Raw genomic sequence first — 22,716 nt, 5'->3', positions numbered from 1 at the left:
CAGCTAAGAAACACTTACAACACTTGCTGGTATTCTAACCGTCAGTGTCCATGCCAAGTATATTTCGATACAGGTGCAAAGTATCCCGCGCCATCACTGAAGCCGAGAAATTCGATCGTATCGTGCCGATATCGGGCATGTTGCGGCGTCCCCATTGCGGCTCGGTGATCGCTTCCGCCATGACGCGGGAAAGGTCGTCCGCGTCTTCCGGTTTTGCGAGCGCGGCACTGTTTTCACCGAGCGCTTCCGGAATGCCGCCGACACGCGAGGCGATGACCGTCTTCTCGGCCGCCAGCGCCTCCAGAACGATGTAGGGCATGGCCTCGGCGCGAGAGGGGACGACGACATTCTGCGACACGGCGAAAGCCTCGTGCACGCGCATGGCCGGCAGCATGCCGATACGGTGGCCGAGGCCCCGCTCGACCATCATCCTGTGGTATTTGTCCCTGTCGGGCCCGTCGCCGATCATCAGTGCCGAAAGCGGCCTGCCGATCAGGCGTTCGGTCTTGGCGAAGGCGTCGACAAAGAGATCGGGGCCCTTGAGGTCCCGCAGCATGCCGATATAGACGAAATGCACCGAGTCCGATCGTGTCGGTATCCCGCGGAAGTCCCGTTCGCTGATGCCGTTATAGATCATCACCGAGCGCGTGCGCGGCTTGCCGATCTTTCTCTCATAGGTGCGGCGCTCGAAATCGCAGATGAAGATCAGGCCATCCGTCAGAAATTCCAGCATCCGCTCCATGCTGTGCACCAGCATGCCTTGCAGCGAGGCGCGGGGAAAGTGCAGGCTTCCCCCATGCGCGGTATAGAGGCGGGCTACGCGATACCTGTTTACCCGCAGGGCCGAGCCGAGAACGCGCGCAAGCAGGCCGCCCTTGGCGCCATGCCCATGCAGCACGTCCGGCCGCAAACTCTTGATTTCCTTGTAGCTCTTCCAAAGCGTGGCCGTATCCGACAATGTGATCTGCCGCCGGATCGGCAGGCGGATTATGCCAAGCGTCAGGAAGGGCGCAATGTCGTCGAACAGGCGATCCTCATGCTCTCCGCCCGTCAGGCTGTCGCACAGGATTCCGACTTCGTGTCCGGCCTTGCTCTGTTCCTCCGCCAGATCCCGGACATGGCGGAAGACTCCGCCGACCGGCGATCTGAAGCAATGGAGGATGCGGAGCGGTCTGGCCATGAACGGTCGCGGTTAGAACAACCGCTCTCTGACATAGATGGTGTCGCCTGCCAGCACCGGATCCGAAATGCCGACCCGCCCCGTCATGACGTGACCGTTGATCTTGCGGGTGACGTCGGCATTGGACTGGTTGGCCCGGCTGGTGAAGCCGCCGGCGACTGCGATGGCATTCTGGATGGTCATGCCGGGCACGTAGGAATATTGGCCCGGCTGGCCGACTTCGCCCATGATGTAGACCGAGCGATAGCGGTCGATGTCGATGGTGACGTCCGGGTCGCGAATGTAACCCTGGCGCAGCTTCTGGGCGATCTGGCCGGAGAGTTGCTGCAGGGTTCGTCCGCGGGCAGCGACCTGGCCGACCAGCGGGAAGGCAATATAGCCCGCCTGGTCGATCGTATAGGTATTGGTCAATCCAGGCTGGTCGAACACCGTTATGCGCAACCGGTCGCCGCTATCCAGGGCATAGGGTTGGATAGTGGCTTCGTTGAAGGCCTTTGGCGCGGGCTGATAAGTATTGCAGCCGGAAAGGGTGGCGCTCACGGCAGCCATGCCAAGTGCAAGGACAATCTTTGACTTTGCGAAGGGCATTTCGCGCTCATTGGAAAAGGGAAAACACTATGGTCGTTATCAATCCGTTAGGGTTAACGGTCGGTAAAGAGCAGGGGGAATTCGGGAAAAATTTAGCAATGCCAAAAATAACGCGAGCGAAATACTATTAACGCTTGGGTTACCATAGTCGTTTACGATTAATTTTGGCTTTCTATTACGGAGTTCTTGCATATGTCCGGTGTCAACAACACCCAGCAGGATGTGGACATCGATCTCGCACAGCTCTTCCGCGCCGTGTGGAAGCGGCGTGTGCGTGTCGTTGCCATCACGCTGGCGGGCGCCTGCGCGGCACTTGTCATCGCCAAGGTCGTTTCGCCGGAATACCGCAGCGAAGCTCGTATCCTGATCGAGCAGCGCGCACCTGCCTTCGCGACGACGACATCCAACAACGACTCCAGTTCCGGTCCGCTGCTGGACGAGCTCAATATTGCCAGCCAGGTGCAGATTCTCCAGTCGGCGGATCTGGTGAAGCAGGTCATTACCAATCTCAAGCTTTATGACCGCCCGGAATTTGCGCCCGGCAACAACGGCTCGGCGCTCTCCGATATTCTCGTCAAGCTGCATCTGAAGCACGCAGCCGCCGACAAGGCGCCGGAGGAGCGGATGCTGGACGCCTTCAATGGCCGGCTGCAGGTTTACCAGATCAACAGTTCGCGCGTGATCGGCATAAGCTTTACCTCCCGCGATCCCGATCTTGCCGCCAGCGTTCCGAATGCGATGGCGCAGGTCTACCTGTCGATGCAGAGCGGCGCCAAGCTCGATTCCAACAGCGAGGCGACACGTTGGCTCGAGCCGGAGATCGCCAAGCTGCGCGACAAGGTCAGCGAAGCCGAAAAGAAGGTCGCGGATTATCGGTCCGCCAACGGGCTGCTCCAGACCAGCCAGAACAGCAATTTCGCCACGCAGCAGCTTGCCGATATCTCCGCGCAGCTCGCGCAGGTGCGTGGAGACAAGGCGAATGCCGACGCAAGGGCGCAGGCGGTGCGCAGCGCGCTGTCCAGCGGCCGTTCCACCGACACCCTGACCGATGTCTCCGGGTCGCAGACCATCCAGCGGCTGAAGGCGACGGAGTCCGGCCTGGAGTCGCAGATCTCGGATCTGTCCACGACACTGATGGAAGGGCATCCGCGGTTGAAGAGCCTGCGGGCGCAGCTCGTCGACATCCGCCAGCAGATCAATCGCGAGACGCAGAGGATCCTGGCAAGCATCGAGAACGAAGCCAATGTCGCGCAGCTGCGCGAGCAGCAGCTCGTGGCGCAGTCGAATACCTTGAAAGCCGACAGCGCCCGGGCAGGGGAAGACGAAGTCGGCCTCAATGCCCTGGAGCGTGAAGCCACCGCCGAGCGGCAGCTGCTTGAAACCTATCTTGCCCGTTATCGCGAGGCAGCCTCGCGCGCGGACAAGAATTCCAGCCCCGCCGATGCGCGCGTGGTTTCCACGGCGGTCGAGCCGGTCGATCCGTCCTTCCCGAAAGTCGGCCCTATCGTCGTCGTCGCAACGCTGGCGACCTTTATCCTGACAGCCATCGTCATCATGCTCGCGGAGTTGTTCAGCGGCCGCGCCTTGCGGCCCGTCGGTCCTGTCCGCAAGGAGGAAGAGACCGCGCTGGTGGAAACGCCCGAGCGCCGGCAACCCGACTTCGAGCCGGCGCCCACCTTGGCAGCGGTCGCGGCCGGCACCGTCGAGGCGCCCGCAAGCGCGCTCTCGATTCCGGCGGACGAGGTTCCGGTTCATGTGGCGGATGCCGCGCTCGAACACGAACATGAGTCCGAGGACGCGGTTCATGCGGAGGAGGAAGAAGAGGATTTCTCCATTCAATCCGTTGCCGATTATCTGATCGACAGCGGCTCGCGGCTGGCTATCGCCATATCGCCGACCGGTGACAATGGTTCTACGGCAACGGTCATGCTGGCGCGCACCATCGCCGATGCGGGAAGCCGTATCGTGCTGGTGGACATGACCGGCACCGGATGCCCCTCGAGGTTGATGGCCGAACACGACGAGCTTGCCGGCGTGACCGACTTGCTATGTGGCGAGGCCGCCTTTGGCGACACGATCCATCCGGATCGCCTGTCGGATGCCCATCTCGTACCGCAGGGCACGAGCGACCTTGCCCGCGCCATGCGCGGCGCGGATCGCCTGTCGCTGATTCTCGATGCGCTCGGCTCGGCCTATGACATCGTTCTCGTCGAATGTGGTGCGGCAGAGGTCTCCGGCGTCGCGCGGCTGACGCGCAGCAAGGATACGGAAATCATCCTTTCCATGCCGGAGCCCGAAGAAGGCCAGTTTATCGCCGCGATGACGGAATTCCAGAAGGCCGGCTACGAACACATCATTCTGATGTCCGGCTGGCGCGAAAAGCATGATCCGGATGCGCGCCGGGATGCAGCCTGATTAATCCCCTTCGCCATCGCTCCCTGCTGCGACGGCGCCGGTTCCGCGCCGTGCTCGCAGCCGCTGGATGAACGCATAGAGCTTGCGATTGGACTTGATCGCCGTCTTTGTGTGCGTAATTCCCCTTTGTGCCATCGCAGCCATGCGACCCATGCTCGAAATCGGCAGGAGCAGATCGTGTTGCACGGTTTCCACGGGACACCAGGATCGCTTGTAGGTCTGGTCGCCGATGCCGAAATCGAAGAGGGCGACGCCTTCGCGGTGCAGCCGCTCGATCATCAACCAGAATAGAAATTCGCCGGGGCTTGCCTCCGCGACCAGAGCCTCGTCGATTGAGGCAAACTGGCATATGACGTGATCTCCCTTGCGGGACAGCGCCGCAACCGCAGCAATATGCCCTTCGTGCTCTCCCTTGAGGCGGAGCGCATGCATCTGCAGCGTCGCGTCGAAGCCACCCTCCGCATTTCGCCGCAGCAGTCGGTGAAACGTGGCTTGGGTCGGGACATCGTCGAAGACGTCCGGCAGGCTGGCCTCCCGGAAGCGGACTGCCTTCTGGTGAAAGAAGAGGTCGAGAAGGGCGTCCTGCTGATCCGGATCGGCAATCATGTACTCGTAGCCGCCCGTGGCTTCGAGGATTCTGCTCTGATGCTTGAACTTCTTGCGCCGCCGCTTGGCGTTCACCTGCTTCAGGCTCGCTTCAAAACTGTCGAGGAAGGGCAGCTGGAAGGCGTGGTTCTGGTTTTCGACGGCCGGCAAAGATGCAAGCGGGCTGCGTCGACCGCGCCATTCGAGAGGCACGTTGCGCAAGATCGCGAGATCTGCCTTGCCGCGCAATGCCGTTGCGATGGCCGTCGTCAGGGCCGGCGCAAGTTCCTCGTTCGCCAGAAATTCGGCTGAAAACAAGCCTGTGTTGATGTTGCTGTGGCGGGCGCCGATAAACTCGGCCCGCCGTATTCCGCGACTGCGGATGATCTCCAGCGGCAGGATGAAGGCGATGCGATCGCCAATCGAGCCGCGAAGGATCGCGAGAGGGTATCGGAAGCTCTCCACCCAGGCCGTACACCAGTCATAGCTCTGGTGTACCGAAGCGAGGTTGTCTTGCTCCAGTTCACGCCATTCCGCTTCGAGCGGGATCATGCTGTCGAAGATGTCGATCCGCAACTGGTCGGCGGCGGCAGGCCGCACCCGGTTGGATGCAGTCGGTTCATCCGCCGTCGCTGCGGCGGCGATACCGGCGATATCTCGCGTCTGGGTCTGCATCCGATCTTCTCCGCTCCGGCGGCGTTCGAATGCAGTCTGTCGGGCAACGGCTTATTTTTGGCTTAAGATGGGACAATCGCACCCAATATGGCGCGGATCAGGGTTAGCCTTGTGTAAATTGTGACAGTGCGCATCATTGCGGGCGCGGTCCGGCCATCCACTTGATGATGCCCATCGCCGGCAGCACCCAGACGACGCCGCTGAAAAGGAAGTAGAGGAAATGAACCCAGCCGGGTTGATCTGCAAGCGTCCGCACTGCAACGATCATGGCAACGATCGCATAGATTGCAACCAACAGCACGAGCAGGATCATGCCTATGAATTTGCGCAGGCGAAGGGGCACGGGGTTTTTCTCCTCATTACGACAGCATGCCGCGACGGCATGCCGCAAACTCCCGGGACTTGTTTTGCACGCCCCTATCAGGCAAATCAACAGCCTGATCGAAGGGAGAAGCCATGGCTGCCACTAATTTTACGACCGAGCAGGCGATTTTGAAGGAAGTGGCTCGCCAGGACCGCAATCGTCGCGCCATCCGCATCTGGCTTGCCTGCGTGCTGCTGGTGCTCTTCGGCCTCGTGCTGGTGGGCGGGGCGACGCGCCTTACCAATTCCGGCCTGTCGATCACGCAATGGCAGCCGATCCACGGCGTCATCCCGCCGCTGAATGCCCAGGAATGGGACGAGGAGTTCAACCTCTACAAGCGCATTCCGCAATTTCAGCTGCTGAACAAGGATATGACCGTCGAGGAGTTCAAGGGCATATTCTGGTGGGAGTGGGCGCATCGTCTGCTTGCGCGCACCATCGGCATCATCTTCGGCCTGCCGCTGCTGTTCTTCGTCCTCACAGGCCGCGTCGAGCGGAAGCTCTGGTTGCCGCTGGCCGGCATTTTCGTGCTTGGCGGCCTTCAGGGAGCGATCGGCTGGTGGATGGTCTCGTCGGGCCTTGAAGCCCGCACCGATGTCAGCCAATATCGTCTTGCCACGCATCTCGTGACGGCCTGTCTGATCTTTGCCGCCTGCATGTGGTTCATGCGCGCCCTGTCGCCGCATTCGAACGAACCGCCGCCGACGCGCCATTCGGCGAAGGTCGCCGGTCTCATCGCCTTCATGGCGCTGTTCCAGATCTATCTCGGCGCGCTCGTCGCCGGCCTGGACGCGGGCCTCTCCTACAACACCTGGCCGCTGATGGATGGCGCCGTCGTTCCGAGCGATCTTTTTATACAGTCGCCGGCCTGGATCAATTTCTTCGAGAATCCGAAGACGGTCCAGTTCGTCCACCGCCTCGGCGCCTATGCGATCTTCGTCGTCGTCGCCATCAACATGGTCGTCTCGCTGCGCGCCGCTCCGCAAACGACGCATGCGCGCCGGTCCGTCGTGCTGTTCATGCTTGTGCTGATACAGGCGATCCTGGGCATTTCGACATTGCTGCTGCATGTGCCGCTTGATCTGGCCCTGGCGCATCAGGCCGGCGCCCTGATCGTCTTCGGCTTTGCAATTGCCAATTGGCGCGGTTTCTATGGAGAGTTGCCGCGCCAGACGTCGATCGTTGTGGGAGACTGAGGCGCGCAGCGCCTCAGTCTCGCTTCTCCTAGCGCGATGAGGCGACGCTCGCCGCCGACGATACGCGCGTGACGACCTTCAGCCGCTTTATTTCACCGCGCTTAAAGGCCGCGAGGAAGCGGTTGTAGTCCTTAAAGACCACGCAGCCATTCGATTCGCCACGGCCGCCTCTGAGCATGTAGGTGTGAGCCAGCAAGCCGTTGCGGCCATAGATGCGGGCGCCATTTGAGGGTGTCAGGCGCAGCGCCTGCACACCATGGAACAGGCTTTCCCTGTATGTCAGGCTATAAGTCTCAGGCGGTGTCGGGCCGGTGTTCTTGCGGTCGACATAGCGGGGATTGTCACGCATCTGGCCGAGGCCGGAATGGGCCTCGAGGCGCTCGCCGCTCGGAAGATAAACCGTCTTCGCCTCGATGTCGTAGATCGCCGTGCCTTCGCCGGGGCTGATCGCCGCAAAGGGATTGATAAAAGGCTTCGTCTTGCGGACGGAGCTGTCGTCCGGATCGGCATAGGCCATGAGGCGTGACGGCGGCTGCGCGGTCGTGTCACTGGCGGTCGCCCTGGCGATAGCGCTCGTGGCGTTGGCGCGCTGCACAGGTGTTTCGCGGGCAGGGCGGGCCACGGGAATGACGTTGAGCACGGCTTCGGCCACCGCGATGTCGGCATCCTTGGCGGGCAGAGGCTTTGCTTCCGCGATAGCGGGCAGGCTCACCTCGGGCGCTGCCGAGGCAACCGCAGCCGGCTGCGCGGTCGTCTTGACGGGGCCGGCAGCCGGCATGAGGGCGGCGGTATACTTGACCTGGTTCAGCTGTTGGACCGCAGTGGCGAAGTTTATGGCGATCACCTTGCGCAGATGGTCGATCGTCTCCGGCGACGCGGCGGCCATTTCGACGCGGCCGCTCTTGATGCTCGCGGCTGCGTTCTGTGCCTGCTGCATGTCGGTAGTCTGCTGCGCGAGCGCGTTCGCCAGTTGCAGGCGAACCGCATCCGCGCCGGTGGCTTTCGCTTGAAGTTCCCTGTCGGTCGCGGCGGCGCTGCCGAAGCGGCTCTGGCCGTTCAGCGAGGTGGTGTGGGAGGCGTAACGGGTGGAATGCGCCATATGGGTTTGCGGTACGATGAAGGCGGATGCGCGCGGCGTGAGGAAGTTGTCGTCCGATGTCGCCGCGCCGGGAAGCGACAGCACCATCGACTGCGTCGTGATCAGCGTCGCCGTAACCCAGGCGAAGGCCGCCACGGCGACGCCGGTGGCCAAGGTGCCGGGACGAATGCTGAGGGATTTTTTCGATCGCGAGGCATAGCCAGAACGCGAACTGAAGTTACCGAACGTTTCGGTCACAAACGCCATGATACTCGTTATCCAAACTACACAGACACTGCGCCGGCTCACAAATGCACACGCGCCTCGACGCTGAAACCGCGTCCGGCCAACACCTTGCCGACTGTCTGGAAGCATGCCGAATTATGGTAACCAATTCCTTTACGATGGCTCATTCTTGGATATTCATTGAAAAAATGGGTGCCTCTGTGAGGCTATTCGCCCGGGCCAGTGAAGCCGTTAAAGAGCAAATCCGGCCGACAATTGGTCGCGGAGGCTCACGGTCAATCAAATTTCCGTGTAGTGCCAGCTAATTTAGCGGGAAGGCGGAAATAAGGCCGAAGACGGTCTCGAAATCACGAAATTCCGTCAATGGCACGAAAAAGCCCGGCCCGGTCTATCCTCTGTGGATGACCGGGCCGGGCGATAAGGCTTCCGTTCGCGCCGGGCGATTTAGGCGCTCAGCATCAGATCCATGTTCTGTACGGCGGCGCCCGATGCGCCCTTGCCGAGATTGTCGAGCAGCGCGACCAGATTGACCTGAGCGGCGCCCGGTGTGCCGAAGACGAACAGCTTCATCGTATCCTTGCCGGCGAGCTCGACGGCATTGATGCGGGGCAGGGAGCGGCTTTCCTCAATCGGGATGACCTGAACGATGTCCTGGCCGGCATAGTGCTCGGAAAGAGCGGCATGAATGCTTTCGAGCGTCGCGCCTTCCGCCAGATCGTCGAGATGCAACGGCACCTGCACGATCATGCCCTGCGGGAAGCGTCCGACGGAGGGCGAGAAGATAGGGGCACGGTCGAGCAGGCCGTGTGTCGTCATCTCGGGCACATGCTTGTGGGTAAGCGGCAGCCCGTAAAGGAAATGCGGTGCGCTGATCGCATCCGGATGATCCGGGTTTTCCATCTGCGCGATCATCTGCTTGCCGCCGCCGGTATAGCCGGAAACGGCATTGACCGTGACGGGATAGCCCGCCGGAAGGATGCCGGCGGCGCGTAGCGGCCGGATGAGGCCGATCGCGCCCGTGGGATAGCAGCCCGGATTGGCGACGAAACGCGAGCCCCTGATCCGGTTGCCCTGTTCCCTGTCCATTTCGGCAAAGCCGTAGGCCCAGTCGGGATGGATGCGGAAGGCCGTCGAGGTGTCGATGATGCGAACGTTGTTGTTGGCCGCCACCATCTTCACCGCTTCCTTCGACGCATCGTCGGGCAGGCAGAGAATGGCGATATCAGCGCTGTTCAGCATATCCTCGCGGATGGCGGCGTTGCGCCGCTCCGCTTCCGGGATGGACAGAAGCTCGACATCGCGGCGGTCGGCCATGCGCGTGCGGATCTGCAAGCCCGTGGTTCCGTGTTCGCCATCGATGAAGATCTTCGGTGCCATCTTATTCCTGCTCTTTCAATAGGTTGACAGTGTTTCCGGATTCAGTTTGCCATGCAGTTGATTCAATTTCATAACAGCCGCTACGGAAGCAGCAGGACGGTCTTCGAAAACCGCCGCGCATGTCCCGAAATCGTGTCTCAGCGACCGCTCTCACGTCGTTCGGCGTGAAGACCGAGCATATACATCGCCACGGTCGCCCCTGCAATGGCGGTGATGTCGGCATGGTCGTAGGCGGGGGAGACTTCGACGACGTCGGCGCCCCGGATGTCAAGCTGGTGCAGTCGCTGCAGCACCGAGAGGATCTTGGCGCTGGAGGGGCCGCCCGCCACCGGCGTTCCCGTGCCCGGCGCATGGGCGGGATCGAGGCAATCGATGTCGAAGGTCAGGTAGGTGGGGGCGCCCTTGGTGTGGGAGACGATCGTCGAAGCGATATCGCCTGCGCTCATCTCCTCGATCTGATGGCCATAGAGAATCTGTATGCCGAAATCCTCCGGCGCATGCGTGCGGATGCCGATCTGGATGGAGCGATCCGCGTCGATCAGCCCATCGCGCACGGCGCGGGCGACGAAGGAACCGTGGTCGATACGCTTGCCGTCGTCGAACCAGGTATCCTGATGGGCGTCGAACTGCACAAGGGCCAGCGGGCCATGCCGGGCGGCATGAGCCTTTAATAGCGGCCACGTAATGAAATGATCGCCGCCGAGCGTCAGCAGGAAGGCACCGCTGTCGAGGAGCGCTGTTGCCTGTCGCTCGATCGCGGCAGGCGTCTCCTGATGGTTGCCGTAGTCGAGCAGGCAGTCGCCGTAGTCGATGACGGCCATCCCGGCAAAGAGATCGCGGTTGAAGGGATATTGCGGATCGTTGTCGAAGATGGCCGAAGCGCGGCGGATGGCCTGCGGCCCGAAGCGCGTTCCCGGGCGGTTGGAGGTCGCGGCATCGAAGGGAATGCCCCACACCACGGCGTCCGCGCCCTCCAGCGATTTCGTAAAGCGGCGGCGCATGAAGGAGAGGGCGCCTGCGAAGGTCGGGTCGCCGGCCGCCGAGGTCAGGCTGCCGGCGGTGAAGGCATGGTCAATCGACGTGCTCGGCAAGGTCATCTCCTGTGCTTGCCTGGAAATCATAGGCCCGTTCTACCCGCGCCACGCGAACCTTATATTGCTCGTACCAGCGCTCGCGGCCGATTTTCTGGGCGGCAAGATGCGCAACGACGTTCTTCCAGCCGCGGACGCTGTCCTCGTCCCGCCAGAAGGAATTGGTGATGCCGAAACCCTCGGCATCTCTTGCGCTCTCGACGCCAAGACAGCCCTCCTGCGCCAGTGCCAGCGTTTCCATGCGTTCGCTCATGGCGTCATAGCCATTGTCGCCTTTCGTTCGGATCGACGCGAAGGAGACGAGGACGTAGGGCGGCTCGGGGGTGGCTGCAAAGCGGGATGCTGTGTTCGTGCTCATGGTGGGCCTCGGGAAAGCGAGTGGAATTGTGACTCGGTAGAATCGCAAATAATTAGCGTTTGGTGATTATTGGCCCGATCTGGCCGTGCATTGATATGCTTTTTTGACGCAGGCGATCTGCGGTGTCGAGCATTCGGCGCTCCCCTCGGTGACGACACAGTAGGAGCAGCTGTCGGTAAACTGGCGGCAATCGGGGTTCGCCTGCAGGAAATCCTTCATGCTCTGCATCTCGGCTGCGTTTTCGGTGGGCGCGGGCTGCTGGGTGTCGTCGCAAAGAGCCGGCGAGACGCTGCCAATCAAGAGCAGAAGCGAAAAGATGAATCGACCCATTGAACTCTCCCGATGCTTGTGGCGGCACTCTGCCACAAAACACGGCGCTTGCCTCGGCGGATCTGCATCTTTTTCAGAGGCCGCAAAAGAAAAAGGCCGGGTAAAACCCGGCCTTTCCAAAATCCCGTCTCGGATAAGCGATTAACGCTTGGAGAACTGGAAGGAACGACGTGCCTTCGCACGGCCGTACTTCTTGCGTTCGACGACGCGGCTGTCGCGGGTCAGGAAGCCGCCCTTCTTCAGGACCGAGCGCAGGCCCGGTTCGAAGTAGGTGAGCGCCTTGGACAGACCGTGGCGAACCGCACCGGCCTGGCCGGAAAGACCGCCGCCGGCAACGGTAGCGATGATGTCGAACTGGCCGTCACGAGCAGCAGCGACGATCGGCTGACGCAGAACCATCTGCAGGACCGGACGGGCGAAATAGGCCGTATAGTCCTTGCCGTTGACGATGATCTTGCCGGAGCCGGCCTTGATCCAGACGCGGGCGACAGCGTCCTTGCGCTTGCCGGTCGCGTAGGAGCGACCGAGCGAATCGACCTTGCGGACGTGAACCGGAGCAGCTGCTTCCGATACCGTGCCGAGATCCTTCAGGGAAGAGAGATCAGCCATTATCAGGCGCTCCTTACGTTCTTCTTGTTCAGCTTGGCGACGTCGAGGACGACCGGCTGCTGGGCTTCATGGGGATGGTTCGAGCCGGCGTAGACGCGCAGGTTCTTCATCTGGCGACGGCCGAGCGGGCCGCGCGGAACCATGCGTTCGACAGCCTTTTCGACGACGCGCTCCGGGAAGCGGCCTTCGATGATCTGACGAGCGGTGCGCTCCTTGATGCCACCGGCATAACCGGTGTGCCAGTAGTAAACCTTGTCTTCGTACTTCTTGCCGGTGAGGACGACCTTGTCGGCATTGATGACGATGACGTTGTCGCCGTCGTCGACGTGGGGCGTAAAGGTAGCCTTATGCTTGCCGCGCAGACGCATTGCGATGATAGAAGCGAGACGACCAACGACGAGCCCTTCGGCGTCGATGAGAATCCACTTCTTCTCCACCTCTGCAGGCTTCTGGGAGAAGGTTGCCATGTTGCATACTCTCTTTTAGGACCCTTGGCCCGAAGGCACCTGGGCGTTTCTTGTTGCTTGATTTGGCCAGCTTGACGCCCGCCAAAAAGAAAGCAGCCCGGAAAGGCTGCGATCTGTGGCGGCTTATAAAGTGATTGAGCGGTTGGGTCAATATCGTCGCATTGGACGGCTGTAAAAAATATCATTGAAAATCAATGTGTTATGTGTGTGGTATTTCGAAACCACACATTTGACGTCACCCCAGTCGCAAAACCAGCACTCCGGCGGCGATAATGCCGCCGGCAATATAGCGCCAGATGCTGGATCGCTCCTTCAGCACGACGACGGATATGACCAGCGCGAAAAGGATCGACGTTTCGCGAAGAGCGGCGACCATCGCGACCGGCGCCTTGGTCATGGCCCACAGAGCCAGCCCGTAGGAGACGATCGAGCCGCCACCGCCGATAAGCCCGCGCCACCAGTTATAGCGGACGTGGGCTGCGACGGCATTGACGCCGCGCTGCGAGATCGCCCAGGCGAACAGAAGGACAGGCGGCAGGAGCGCCATCCAGAGCGTATAGGAGATGGAATTGCCGGATTCGCGCGCGCCGATGCCGTCGACATAGGTGTAGGTCGCAATCACCACCGCATTGGCAAGGGCCAGAACGATCGCCCGGCGGCTGCCCTTTCGCGCCTCGAAGGCCAGCGTCAATATGCCGGCGCAAATGGTCATCGTACCGATCAGCGCGCCGCCCGAAAGCGTTTCCTTGAGGATGAAGCTGCTGGTGGAGACGATGATGAGCGGCGCCACGCCTCGCATCAGCGGATAGACCAGCCCGATGTCTCCGGCCCGATAGGCGGCTGCAACGAGCTGGAAGTAGGCGAACTGCAGGATCGCCGACGCGCCGATGAACGGCCAGGCTGCGGAAGCCGGCAATGGCAGGAACGGCAGCAAGGGGAGGGCAGCGACCGCGCCGCCGGCCGAGACGAGCGCGGCATCGAGCGATTTATCGGTCCCAGCCTTGATGATCGCATTCCATGTCGCATGCAGCAATGCGCCGAAAAGGACGAGCGCGATAACGTCGAGAGACACGGAAAACCTCGGAAATTGGCTGGCGAGATGCGGATGCTTGGCATTTTGTGGGAGTTTGGCTCCCATATGAGCCGCAATGCATCAAAAAGCAACGAAATATCCCCGGTTATGCAGGCTTGCCTGTCCAGCTTTGTGCGGCCGATGAGGTGGTAGTGTATCGTTTTGGATCTGTTCCGGTTTCCCGTGTTGAATATCATAAATGACTAATTTATTGGAGTATGAAGCGCGAACAAACATCGCATGTCCTGTGAACGCGATGGTAGAGTTAGGCATCTCTTACTTAAAAACCACGGCCTGCCACGGAACCTGAAAAGCCGCGCCTCGCCGTCGGGTGTCATATGGGGTAAAATCAAGACATCGCGCGCTCATAGTCTTTGCTTGTCCACGAAAAGCAGTGTATAAATATGCAAGTATTGAAAAATATTTCAGTCCGCATTTCCCGGCGACGCTAAAAGTTACGGCGAAAAATTATTAACACCTTAAGTATAGGAGCCGAAATCGGGCGAATCGCCGCGTATATCTGTCCGCGAATGTAGAAATTATTCTGTGGGAGATGTATGAAGCGGCACATATTTGCCGTTCGCAGTCGGTTCTCATTTCAAATGGCCTTTAATGAGGCCATTCTAATTTGCATGGGAATAAATAGAGAACAAAGATTGCATTTCCCGAGAACGCAATTCCGTCGCTTCGATAAAGTTCATGAACGTGCTTTGAAGGGGCCGCTTACGCGTCAGTACACGGCTCATCTCCACGGCCGCCATCTCAAGGCGTGCCATGCCCGGAACAATCAACGGTAGCGCTGGACGATCTCAATCGTCCGCATTTGTCAAGTGTAGCGCATCCTGTTCAGCGCCGGAAAATCAACTCGTCGTCATCGAGATCGGTCGTCGGCCGGCATATGTATACCGGACAGGAGGCCCGATCCTTCGTGGGCAGATAATCCTGCTCGGCATAATAGCCGTTATCGCATGCGTTGCTATCGGCGACATAACGGTCATAGAGCGTCATGTTCGGCGTTCTCTTGGCCGGGTAGCGCATGATGACCGCGCGCTCGCGGTTGATGACGGCTTTCGCTTCGGCGCAGGTCATGGACATGGAATTATATCGGGAAATGGCGAGCGCGGGCGTTGCAGTCGATGCAATCAGCAGCCCCAGCAGGACGATGTTTTTCATCGGGGTGATCCTCCCTGAAATTGTTATAATACTGTATATACGTGGAGTTCGTGATTGCGGTTTCCATATTTGCGGCAGAACGCAAGTGTGATCGAGGTGGGAGGCTTCGTGATGAACCACGACAGTTATGATGATTCCTATATTGCCGATATCCTCTTGTCCGTAAGGACCATCGCGCTCGTCGGCGCCTCGCCCAATCCCGCCCGTCCTAGCAACGGCGTGATGGCCTATCTCCTGAACAGGGGATATCGCGTCATTCCCATCAATCCCGGGCAGGCCGGCAAGGAAATTCTCGGGCAGTGGGTCTATGCCCGGCTGGCCGACATCCCCGAGCCCGTGGATATGGTCGATGTCTTCAGGGCGCCCGAATATCTGCGATCGGTGGTCGAGGAGACCATCATGATCGACCCGCGGCCGCCGGTCATATGGGGCCAGCTCGGCGTGCGCGACGATGCTGCCGCGGCGAGGGCGGAAGCTGCAGGGGTGAGGGTCGTCATGAACCGCTGCCCGGCCATAGAATATCCGCGGCTGGTTGCCTGAGCGGCGCGGCGCGCGTTTATCGCGCGATATGGCTGAAAGAAGGCAAGTTTTTTCCATCCGGCGAAACGCGCTGCAAAGTTCGCGGTTAACTTTCGCGGGCCGGTCGCTATGATCGCCGCGCTACAACAGAATCGGCGGGAGGAGAAAATCATGCCAACGAACAATCCTGGTTTCGACACGCTTGCGATCCATGCGGGCGCGCAGCCGGATCCAACCACAGGCGCCCGTGCGACGCCGATCTACCAGACGACATCCTTCGTATTCCAGGATGCGGATCACGCCGCCGCCCTGTTCGGACTGCAGCAGTTCGGCAATATCTATACCCGTATCATGAACCCCACGCAGGCCGTGCTCGAGGAGCGTGTCGCTGCCCTGGAAGGCGGAACCGCGGCGCTCGCGGTCGCTTCGGGCCATGCAGCCCAACTGCTCGTCTTCCATACCATCATGCGCCCGGGCGATAATTTCATTGCCGCCAAGCGGCTCTACGGCGGCTCGGTTAATCAGTTCGGCCAGTCCTTCAAGAATTTCGACTGGCGGGTCCGTTGGGCCGATCCGGCTGATCTTTCCACGTTCGAGGGACAGATCGACGACCGTACCCGCGCCATCTTCATCGAAAGCCTTGCCAATCCGGGTGGCACCTTCGTCGATATCGCCGCGATCGCCGCCATTGCGCACAAGCACGGCCTGCCGCTGATCGTCGACAACACCATGGCCAGCCCCTATCTCATCCGGCCGCTGGAGCATGGCGCCGATATCGTCGTGCACTCTCTGACGAAGTTCCTCGGCGGCCACGGCAATTCCATGGGCGGCATCATTGTCGACGGCGGCACCTTCGATTGGTCGGCATCCGGCAACTATCCCATGCTGTCCGCGCCGCGGCCGGAATATAACGGCGTCGTGCTGCACGCGACCTTTGGTAATTTCGCCTTCGCCATCGCCTGCCGCGTTCTCGGCCTGCGCGATCTTGGTCCCGCCATCTCGCCGTTCAACGCCTTTTTGATCCTGACGGGGATCGAAACGCTGCCGCTGCGTATGCAGCGCCATTCCGACAATGCGATTGCCGTCGCACGCTGGCTGAAGGCGCAGGATAAGGTGGCCTGGGTCAACTATTCCGGCCTGGAGGATGATCAGAACCATGCCCTGCAGCAGCGCTATTCGCCGAAGGGGGCAGGGTCTGTCTTCACCTTCGGGCTGAAGGGTGGCTACGAGGCGGGCAAGGGGCTGGTGGAAGGGCTGGAGCTCTTCTCGCATCTTGCCAATATCGGCGACACGCGCTCGCTCGTCATTCATCCCGCCTCGACGACGCACAAGCAGCTGACCGACGAACAGAAGGTGTCCGCCGGCGCCGGTCCCGATGTGGTGCGTCTGTCCATCGGCATCGAGGACGTCAAGGACATCATAGCCGACCTGGAGCAGGCGCTGGCAAAAGTTTGAGGATTGCCCGGGCCGAACGCCGGAAAAGGCGGCCGGCCATCTTTGATGACATGCCATTTCATGCTTTTGTCCGTCCGCGGCCGCCCAATGGCGACCGCGGACTTTTTGCGTTGAATGCGAGGCGCGATCGACGGGAGATTCATATGCCGACCTATCTGCGGTTGACTATCGACGGCATCGAGCCGGAAGCGGGATCGCCCGCCGCAGATCGTCTGGTTTCCGGCGCTCCGGCCTTCCGCACCTGGAACCTCGATGAGGCCGATGGCGGCGTTTATGCCGGCATATGGGAGGCGACGCCCGGAAAATGGAGGATCGCCTATGACGAATGGGAGTACTTCCACATCCTCTCGGGTTATTCCATCGTCACCGCCGATGACGGAGAGACGTTTCACCTGCGTGCGGGCGACCGCATGATCCTGAAGCCGGGCTTCAAGGGAAGCTGGGAAGTCGTTGAAACGACTCGCAAGGACTATGTAATCCGCCTTTGAGGGCGCTCTTGAATCAAAACATGAAGATCGTGGCTCCATGCGGGCGGAAGCGGCCTTTTCAGGAGGTTCCACAACGGTCGTCATGCTTGCCGCAGGTTGTGTCACTCCCGCTTCATTAAACTGTCATCAAACTGAAACAATGCGGCATTAGAGCCATCCTTGTCGCCAGGAGATCGTGGTGGGGAGGTTCATGACCTTGGATGCCTCGCGCCGATCTTCTGCTCGCCATCCTTTCATCACTCTGGGAAGTGAGTTCAATCATGTTGAATCAGAAATTTCGTTCGCTCTGCCTGACCGCAGGCTTCATCGCGGCCATGTCCGTTTCGGCTTCGGCTGCCGACGTCTCGGGCGCCGGCTCGAGCTTCATCGCACCGGTTCTGTCGAAGTGGGCCGAAGGCTACAAGGCTGCGACGAACAATGTCGTCAACTACCAGTCGGTCGGTTCGGGCGCCGGCATCAAGCAGCTCCTCGACAAGACCATCGTGTTCGGCGCTTCGGACAAGCCGATGAGCGACGCTGATCTCGAGAAGAACGGCATTGCCCAGTTCCCGATGATCTCCGGCGGTATCGTCGTTTCCTATAACATCGACGGCGTAAAGCCGGGCGAACTCGTTCTCGACGGCAAGGTTCTGGCCGATATCTTCCTTGGCAAGATCGCCAAGTGGGACGATGCGGCCATCAAGGCTCTCAACCCCGATGTGAAGCTGCCTTCCACCGCGATCTCCGTTGTCTACCGCGCCGACAGCTCGGGCACGACCTTCAACTTCACCAACTACCTGTCGAAGGTTTCGCCGGAGTGGAAGGATAAGGTTGGTTCGGACACGGCTGTTGAATGGCCGGTCGGCTTCGGCGCCAAGGGCTCCGAAGGCGTTTCCACCACCGTCAACCAGACGGCTGGTTCGATCTCCTACGTTGAATACTCCTACGTCGTCGCCAACCATATCGGCTTCGCGAAGATGAAGAATGCTGCCGGCAAGGTTATCGAGCCGAGCCTCGACACCTTCAAGGCTGCCGCTTCCAACGCCGATTGGGCGCATGCCAAGAACTTCAACCTGATCATCACCAATCAGCCGGGCGACAAGAGCTGGCCGATTGCTGCTTCGACCTGGGTTCTGCTCTACAAGAAGCCGGTCGACGCCGCTCTCAACGAAGAAGCGCTGAAGTTCTTCAAGTGGTCCTACGAAAAGGGTCAGAAGGACGCCACCGACCTGTCCTATCTCGCGATCCCGGACGATGTTGCTGCGATTGTTGAAAAGTCCTGGAAAAAGGACTTCGGCGCGAAGTAATTTGTGCTGAGTGAGAAGTTGCGGCGGACAGGGTAAAGCCCTGTCCGCCTTTCATCACAGGATGAGGGGAAATCGATGGCTGACGCGACTCAGACGGCTGGCTTCCAGGCAGTGGATATGGCCGCCGCGACCAGGAAATTCCGGACACAGGATCGGATTTTCTATTTCATGACGCTTGGCTCGGCTGCTCTTGTCGTGCTTCTGCTTTTGGCAATCCTTGCGACTCTTGTCATCAATGCGCTGCCGACTTTCGAGACCTTCGGGTTCTCGTTCCTCTGGGGCACGCGATGGAGCGCTCCCTCCGATATCTATGGCGCCGTGCCTGCCATGGTCGGTACGTTGGTGAGTTCGTTCATCGCCATGCTGATTGCCGTTCCCATGGGCATCGGCATCGCCATCTTCCTCACGGAACTTTGCCCCGGCAGCCTGCGCCGCCCTATCAGTACGGCGATCGAGCTTCTGGCCGGTGTTCCCTCCATTATCTATGGCATCGTCGGTCTGTTCATTCTCGTGCCGATCATGCAGAGCTATATCCTGCCCTTCCTTATCATGACGATCGGCCAGGTGCCGTTGATCGGCCTGCTGTTCCAGCCGCCGGCGCCGGGCGTCGGCCTGCTGACCGCAAGCCTCGTGCTGGCTGTCATGATCCTGCCGTTCATCACCGCAATCGCGCGCGACGTGTTCAGCACCGTGCCGCCGATGCTGCGTGAATCCGCTTACGGCATGGGCATGACCACATGGGAAGTGGCTCGCAACATCCTGATCCCCTACACGCGCCGCGGTCTCGTCGGCGGCGTCATGCTCGGCCTTGGCCGCGCGCTGGGCGAAACCATGGCCGTCACCTTCGTCGTCGGCTCGGTCAGCCGCCTGCAGTCGTCGATCATCTCGCCGTCCACCACCATTTCCGCCCAGATCGCGAACAATTTCGGCGATGCCGACGGTCTGCAATTGTCGAGCCTGATTGCGCTCGGCTTGCTCCTGTTCGTCCTTTCCTTCTGCGTGCTTGCGCTGGCGAGATGGATGATCGGCCGCGGCGACGCGCATTGAGGAAAAAACCCATGGAAAATGCAATTCGTCAGAACCTCGTGTCGAGGCGTTATGGGAAGAACCGGGTGATGATGGCCTTGTGCTTCTTCGCGGCCGCCCTCGGCATATTCTTTCTCAGCGTGATCCTTGTGACCCTGCTGTATCGTGGCGTATCGGCGCTCAGCCTCGACGTCTTCACCATGTCGATCCCGGCTCAGGGCTCGCGCGGCGGCCTTATCAACGCAATCTACGGTACCCTGGTGATTACGGGGATCGCCATCCTGATCGCTGCGCCGATCGGCATTCTCGCGGGTACCTATCTGGTGGAATATGCCAACGGCACCAAGCTTGCCGAGGCTGCCAAGTTCATCAACGACATCCTGCTATCCGCACCCTCGATCATCATCGGCGTATTCGTCTATGGCGCCGTGGTCGTGCCCATGCACGGTAGCTCAGCGATCGCCGGCATCCTCGCACTGGCGCTGATCGCGCTTCCGGTCGTCAACCGCACGACGCAGGACATGCTGTTGCTGGTGCCGAATGCGCTGCGCGAGGCGACTGCCGCGCTTGGCGCGCCGCGCTGGAAGTCCATGACGATGGTGATCTATCGTTCCGCCTGGACGGGTATCCTCACCGGCATCCTGCTTGCCGTTGCCCGTATCAGCGGCGAAACCGCGCCTCTTCTCTTTACCGCTGGTTATAGTAAATTCACCAATCTGGGTCTGACCGGTCCGATGGCCACGCTGCCAGTTGCCATCAACACGCTTGCCGCCGATCCAGGCGAGGATCTGAAACAGTTGGCCTGGGCCGGCGCGCTGATCGTCACCGTCGCCATCCTTGCCCTCAACATTCTTGCCCGTGTCTTGAGTGGGCGCCGCCAGTGACGCAGCTGCCGAACGATAGGAATGAGACCATGAACATGAGCGACAACAATTTCCAGAGCGTCAACACCCAATCGGGGAAGGACGCCGTTTCCCCGTCGGATCTCGGCGCGCTCGCGAAGCTCGAGGTGAAGAACCTCGACTTCACCTATCAGAACGGCCATCGCGTTCTGAAGGGTGTGAACATGAACATCCGCAAGAATGCGGTCACCGCCTTCATCGGCCCCTCGGGTTGCGGCAAGTCCACGCTGCTGCGCACCTTCAACCGCATGTACGATCTCTACCCGGGCCAGACGGTAGGGGGCGAGATCCTGCTCGATGGGCGCAATATTCTCACCAAGGACGTCGATCTGAACGATCTGCGCGCCAAGGTCGGCATGGTGTTCCAGAAGCCCACGCCGTTCCCGATGTCGATCTATGAAAACGTCGCTTTCGGCATCCGGCTCTACGAGAAGATTTCCAAGGCCGAAATGGACGTCCGCGTCGAAGCGGCGCTGACGGAAACGGCGCTGTGGAGCGAAGTGAAGGAAAAGCTGCACCAGAGCGGACTTGGCCTTTCCGGCGGCCAGCAGCAGCGTCTCTGTATCGCCCGCGCCATAGCGGTCAAGCCGTCCGTGCTGCTTCTCGACGAGCCGACCTCCGCTCTCGACCCGATCTCGACCGCCAAGATCGAGGAACTGGTTTCGCAGTTGAAGGGCGAGTTCACCATCGTCATCGTGACGCACAACATGCAGCAGGCCAGCCGTATCTCCGATAGCACCGCCTTCATGTATCTTGGCGAGCTGATCGAATACGGCGCGACCGAGCAGATCTTCCAGGCGCCGAAGGTCAAGCGCACGGAAGACTACATCACCGGCCGTTACGGCTGATTTGCCACGGCTTCGTTTTCGAGCCGACAGTTCGCAATGGCGCGCCGCTCAGGTGCGCCATTTTGCGTTGAAGGGTGGGCTGCGTCCGCGAGGGTAGGAGTGCGCCAGGCGGCTCGTCGTCACCAGGTCAGTTCGAGCTTGTCGAGGCCGTGGAAATGGTAGACGTCCTTGACCTCGGGCGTTCGCTTGAGCTTCAGCCCGGGGAGACGCCGGAACAGGATCGGCAGCACAAGGTTCAGCTCCAGCCGTGCCAGCGGCGCGCCGATGCAGAAGTGGATGCCCGCGCCGAATGAAAGGTTGGGCGCCTCGTTGCGGTCCGGCTTGAAGGCGAGGGGATCGGAAAATTTCTTCGGGTCCAGATTGGCGGCCGCGAGGATCATTGCCACCTTGTCGCCGCGCTGGAAGGAGATCCCGTCGATTTCCGCGGGCTCCAGGCACCAGCGGTCGAAAATGTGTACCGGCGCGCAGATGCGCAGCGTTTCTTCCACCGTGCGTTCCGTCGCGCTCTCGTCCCTGAAGAGCTCTGCGGGCGGATAGCCGCTCTCCAGAATGACGCGCACGGAATTGCCGATCTGATGCACCGTCGCCTCGTGGCCGGCATTGAGCAGCACGATCGTCGTCGACACCAGCTCGTCCTCCGACAGAAACTGGCCCTTGTGTTCCGTCGTGATCATATGCGTAAGGAGATCGTCCCGCGGATTGGCGCGGCGCTCGCGGATGACGGTTTTCACGTAGTCGGAGAATTCCCTGGCCGCCTGATCGGCCGCATACTCGTCCGCCTCGGTTCGACCGAACATATACATGCGCACATAGGCGTGCGACCACTTCAGCAGTTGCGGCCCCATCTCTTCGGGAATGCCGATCATCCGCGCGATCATGGTGACGGGGATGACATCGGCAAAGGCCGACAGAAGCTCGACTTCGCCATCCTTCTCGAAGCCGTCGATCAGGCGGTTCGCAAGCTCGGCAATTTCCGGCTTCATCCTTTCGACATGGCGCGAGACGAAGGCACGGTTGACGAGGGTGCGCAGACGGGTGTGCTCGGGCGGCTCGAGTTCAAGCAGGGAATATTGCTCGGCAAGGTCGAAATTCTTCAAATGCGGCAGAGGCTGGGGCAGGCCGAGTTCTTCGCGGGTGGCGACATGCAGAATCTGCCGGCCGAAGCGGCGATCGCGCAGCAGGCCGTTCACATGGTCGTAGCCGATGAAGAACCATTGCTTCTGCTCCTCCCAGTAGAATGTGGGACATTGGGTATGCAAGGCAGCATAGACGGCGTTGGGATTGCCGTAGAAGGCAGGGTCGCGGCCGTTGAGTGAAAGGCGGCAGGTTGCCGCGTCGATGGAGAAAAGTGCGGATCTGGTCATGCCGAAACGACTATCGGATTATCG

23 protein-coding genes are annotated in these 22,716 nt (G+C 60.5%); 9 read left to right on the top strand and 14 right to left on the bottom strand.

Translation table 11 applies throughout. The features are described from left to right. Window positions 1-34 precede the first annotated feature (34 nt). A complete protein-coding gene (locus GR212_RS09235; RefSeq protein WP_163986176.1) occupies window positions 35-1,180 on the bottom strand; it encodes a glycosyltransferase family 4 protein in 1,146 nt (381 codons plus the stop codon). A 12-nt stretch (window positions 1,181-1,192) separates the two neighbouring features. Further along, on the bottom strand, window positions 1,193-1,768 hold the full coding sequence (locus tag GR212_RS09230; protein ID WP_163986175.1) for a polysaccharide biosynthesis/export family protein: 576 nt from the start codon (window positions 1,766-1,768) through the stop codon (window positions 1,193-1,195). A gap of 192 nt (window positions 1,769-1,960) precedes the next feature. On the opposite strand from GR212_RS09230, the gene GR212_RS09225 reads away from it, so the two are divergent. Then, window positions 1,961-4,183 (top strand): exopolysaccharide transport family protein, encoded by a 2,223-nt coding sequence (locus tag GR212_RS09225; RefSeq protein ID WP_163986174.1) that lies wholly within the window; start codon window positions 1,961-1,963, stop codon window positions 4,181-4,183. Here GR212_RS09225 and GR212_RS09220 read toward each other — a convergent pair whose 3' ends face one another. Beyond that, window positions 4,184-5,443 (bottom strand): GNAT family N-acetyltransferase, encoded by a 1,260-nt coding sequence (locus tag GR212_RS09220; protein ID WP_163986173.1) that lies wholly within the window; start codon window positions 5,441-5,443, stop codon window positions 4,184-4,186. A gap of 133 nt (window positions 5,444-5,576) precedes the next feature. Beyond that, window positions 5,577-5,786 (bottom strand): DUF2842 domain-containing protein, encoded by a 210-nt coding sequence (locus GR212_RS09215; RefSeq protein ID WP_163986172.1) that lies wholly within the window; start codon window positions 5,784-5,786, stop codon window positions 5,577-5,579. Window positions 5,787-5,899: 113 nt separating this feature from the next. On the opposite strand from GR212_RS09215, the gene GR212_RS09210 reads away from it, so the two are divergent. Beyond that, window positions 5,900-7,003, top strand: coding sequence for a COX15/CtaA family protein (locus GR212_RS09210; RefSeq protein WP_163986171.1), 1,104 nt, complete (start codon window positions 5,900-5,902; stop codon window positions 7,001-7,003). Between the two features lie 28 nt (window positions 7,004-7,031). Here GR212_RS09210 and GR212_RS09205 read toward each other — a convergent pair whose 3' ends face one another. From GR212_RS09205 to GR212_RS09165, 9 genes are all read right to left on the bottom strand, one after another. Then, window positions 7,032-8,348, bottom strand: coding sequence for a DUF2778 domain-containing protein (locus tag GR212_RS09205; RefSeq protein ID WP_163986170.1), 1,317 nt, complete (start codon window positions 8,346-8,348; stop codon window positions 7,032-7,034). 423 nt (window positions 8,349-8,771) lie between these two features. Beyond that, on the bottom strand, window positions 8,772-9,704 hold the full coding sequence (gene argC, locus GR212_RS09200; protein WP_163986169.1) for an N-acetyl-gamma-glutamyl-phosphate reductase: 933 nt from the start codon (window positions 9,702-9,704) through the stop codon (window positions 8,772-8,774). A gap of 137 nt (window positions 9,705-9,841) precedes the next feature. After that, window positions 9,842-10,795 (bottom strand): agmatinase, encoded by a 954-nt coding sequence (gene speB, locus GR212_RS09195; RefSeq protein ID WP_163986168.1) that lies wholly within the window; start codon window positions 10,793-10,795, stop codon window positions 9,842-9,844. Beyond that, window positions 10,776-11,153, bottom strand: a complete 378-nt coding sequence (locus GR212_RS09190) for an antibiotic biosynthesis monooxygenase family protein (protein WP_163986167.1) — start codon at window positions 11,151-11,153, stop codon at window positions 10,776-10,778. Before GR212_RS09190 ends, speB begins: the two co-directional genes overlap by 20 nt. 66 nt (window positions 11,154-11,219) lie before the next feature. Continuing rightward, window positions 11,220-11,483 carry a hypothetical protein gene (locus GR212_RS09185; protein WP_163985749.1) on the bottom strand — a complete coding sequence of 88 codons (264 nt, stop codon included), beginning with the start codon at window positions 11,481-11,483 and terminating at the stop codon, window positions 11,220-11,222. Between the two features lie 141 nt (window positions 11,484-11,624). Then, entirely contained in the window at window positions 11,625-12,092 is a 468-nt protein-coding gene (rpsI, locus tag GR212_RS09180; RefSeq protein ID WP_163986166.1) for a 30S ribosomal protein S9, read from the bottom strand. Between the two features lie 2 nt (window positions 12,093-12,094). Further along, window positions 12,095-12,559, bottom strand: a complete 465-nt coding sequence (gene rplM, locus GR212_RS09175; RefSeq protein WP_068385834.1) for a 50S ribosomal protein L13 — start codon at window positions 12,557-12,559, stop codon at window positions 12,095-12,097. A 235-nt stretch (window positions 12,560-12,794) separates the two neighbouring features. Continuing rightward, complete coding sequence (locus GR212_RS09170; protein ID WP_163986165.1) at window positions 12,795-13,631, bottom strand: EamA family transporter; 837 nt, start codon at window positions 13,629-13,631, stop codon at window positions 12,795-12,797. Between the two features lie 846 nt (window positions 13,632-14,477). Further along, window positions 14,478-14,804: a hypothetical protein gene (locus tag GR212_RS09165; RefSeq protein WP_163986164.1), complete on the bottom strand. Its 327-nt coding sequence runs from the start codon at window positions 14,802-14,804 to the stop codon at window positions 14,478-14,480. A 111-nt stretch (window positions 14,805-14,915) separates the two neighbouring features. Between GR212_RS09165 and GR212_RS09160 the strand changes: the two genes are divergently transcribed. From GR212_RS09160 to pstB, 7 genes are all read left to right on the top strand, one after another. After that, window positions 14,916-15,344, top strand: a complete 429-nt coding sequence (locus GR212_RS09160; RefSeq protein ID WP_163986163.1) for a CoA-binding protein — start codon at window positions 14,916-14,918, stop codon at window positions 15,342-15,344. A gap of 150 nt (window positions 15,345-15,494) precedes the next feature. Next, window positions 15,495-16,778 carry an O-acetylhomoserine aminocarboxypropyltransferase gene (locus GR212_RS09155; RefSeq protein ID WP_163986162.1) on the top strand — a complete coding sequence of 428 codons (1,284 nt, stop codon included), beginning with the start codon at window positions 15,495-15,497 and terminating at the stop codon, window positions 16,776-16,778. A gap of 143 nt (window positions 16,779-16,921) precedes the next feature. After that, window positions 16,922-17,266, top strand: a complete 345-nt coding sequence (locus GR212_RS09150) for a cupin domain-containing protein (protein ID WP_163986161.1) — start codon at window positions 16,922-16,924, stop codon at window positions 17,264-17,266. A gap of 260 nt (window positions 17,267-17,526) precedes the next feature. Next, complete coding sequence (pstS, locus tag GR212_RS09145; RefSeq protein WP_163986160.1) at window positions 17,527-18,552, top strand: phosphate ABC transporter substrate-binding protein PstS; 1,026 nt, start codon at window positions 17,527-17,529, stop codon at window positions 18,550-18,552. Between the two features lie 75 nt (window positions 18,553-18,627). After that, window positions 18,628-19,599: a phosphate ABC transporter permease subunit PstC gene (gene pstC, locus GR212_RS09140; RefSeq protein WP_163986159.1), complete on the top strand. Its 972-nt coding sequence runs from the start codon at window positions 18,628-18,630 to the stop codon at window positions 19,597-19,599. 11 nt (window positions 19,600-19,610) lie between these two features. Continuing rightward, window positions 19,611-20,462: a phosphate ABC transporter permease PstA gene (gene pstA, locus GR212_RS09135; RefSeq protein WP_163986158.1), complete on the top strand. Its 852-nt coding sequence runs from the start codon at window positions 19,611-19,613 to the stop codon at window positions 20,460-20,462. A gap of 29 nt (window positions 20,463-20,491) precedes the next feature. Continuing rightward, the gene (gene pstB, locus GR212_RS09130) at window positions 20,492-21,328 is read left to right on the top strand and encodes a phosphate ABC transporter ATP-binding protein PstB (RefSeq protein WP_163986157.1); all 837 of its coding nucleotides are present in this window, start codon (window positions 20,492-20,494) and stop codon (window positions 21,326-21,328) included. 119 nt (window positions 21,329-21,447) lie between these two features. Here pstB and GR212_RS09125 read toward each other — a convergent pair whose 3' ends face one another. Then, window positions 21,448-22,692 (bottom strand): cytochrome P450, encoded by a 1,245-nt coding sequence (locus GR212_RS09125; RefSeq protein ID WP_163986156.1) that lies wholly within the window; start codon window positions 22,690-22,692, stop codon window positions 21,448-21,450. Between the last annotated feature and the right edge of the window lie 24 nt (window positions 22,693-22,716).

The organism is Martinezella lusitana, assembly GCF_010668395.1.
Lineage (GTDB): Bacteria > Pseudomonadota > Alphaproteobacteria > Rhizobiales > Rhizobiaceae > Rhizobium > Rhizobium lusitanum_A.
Note: the sequence above shows the minus strand (reverse complement) of the source record. Positions and strands in the feature narration are given on the sequence as shown.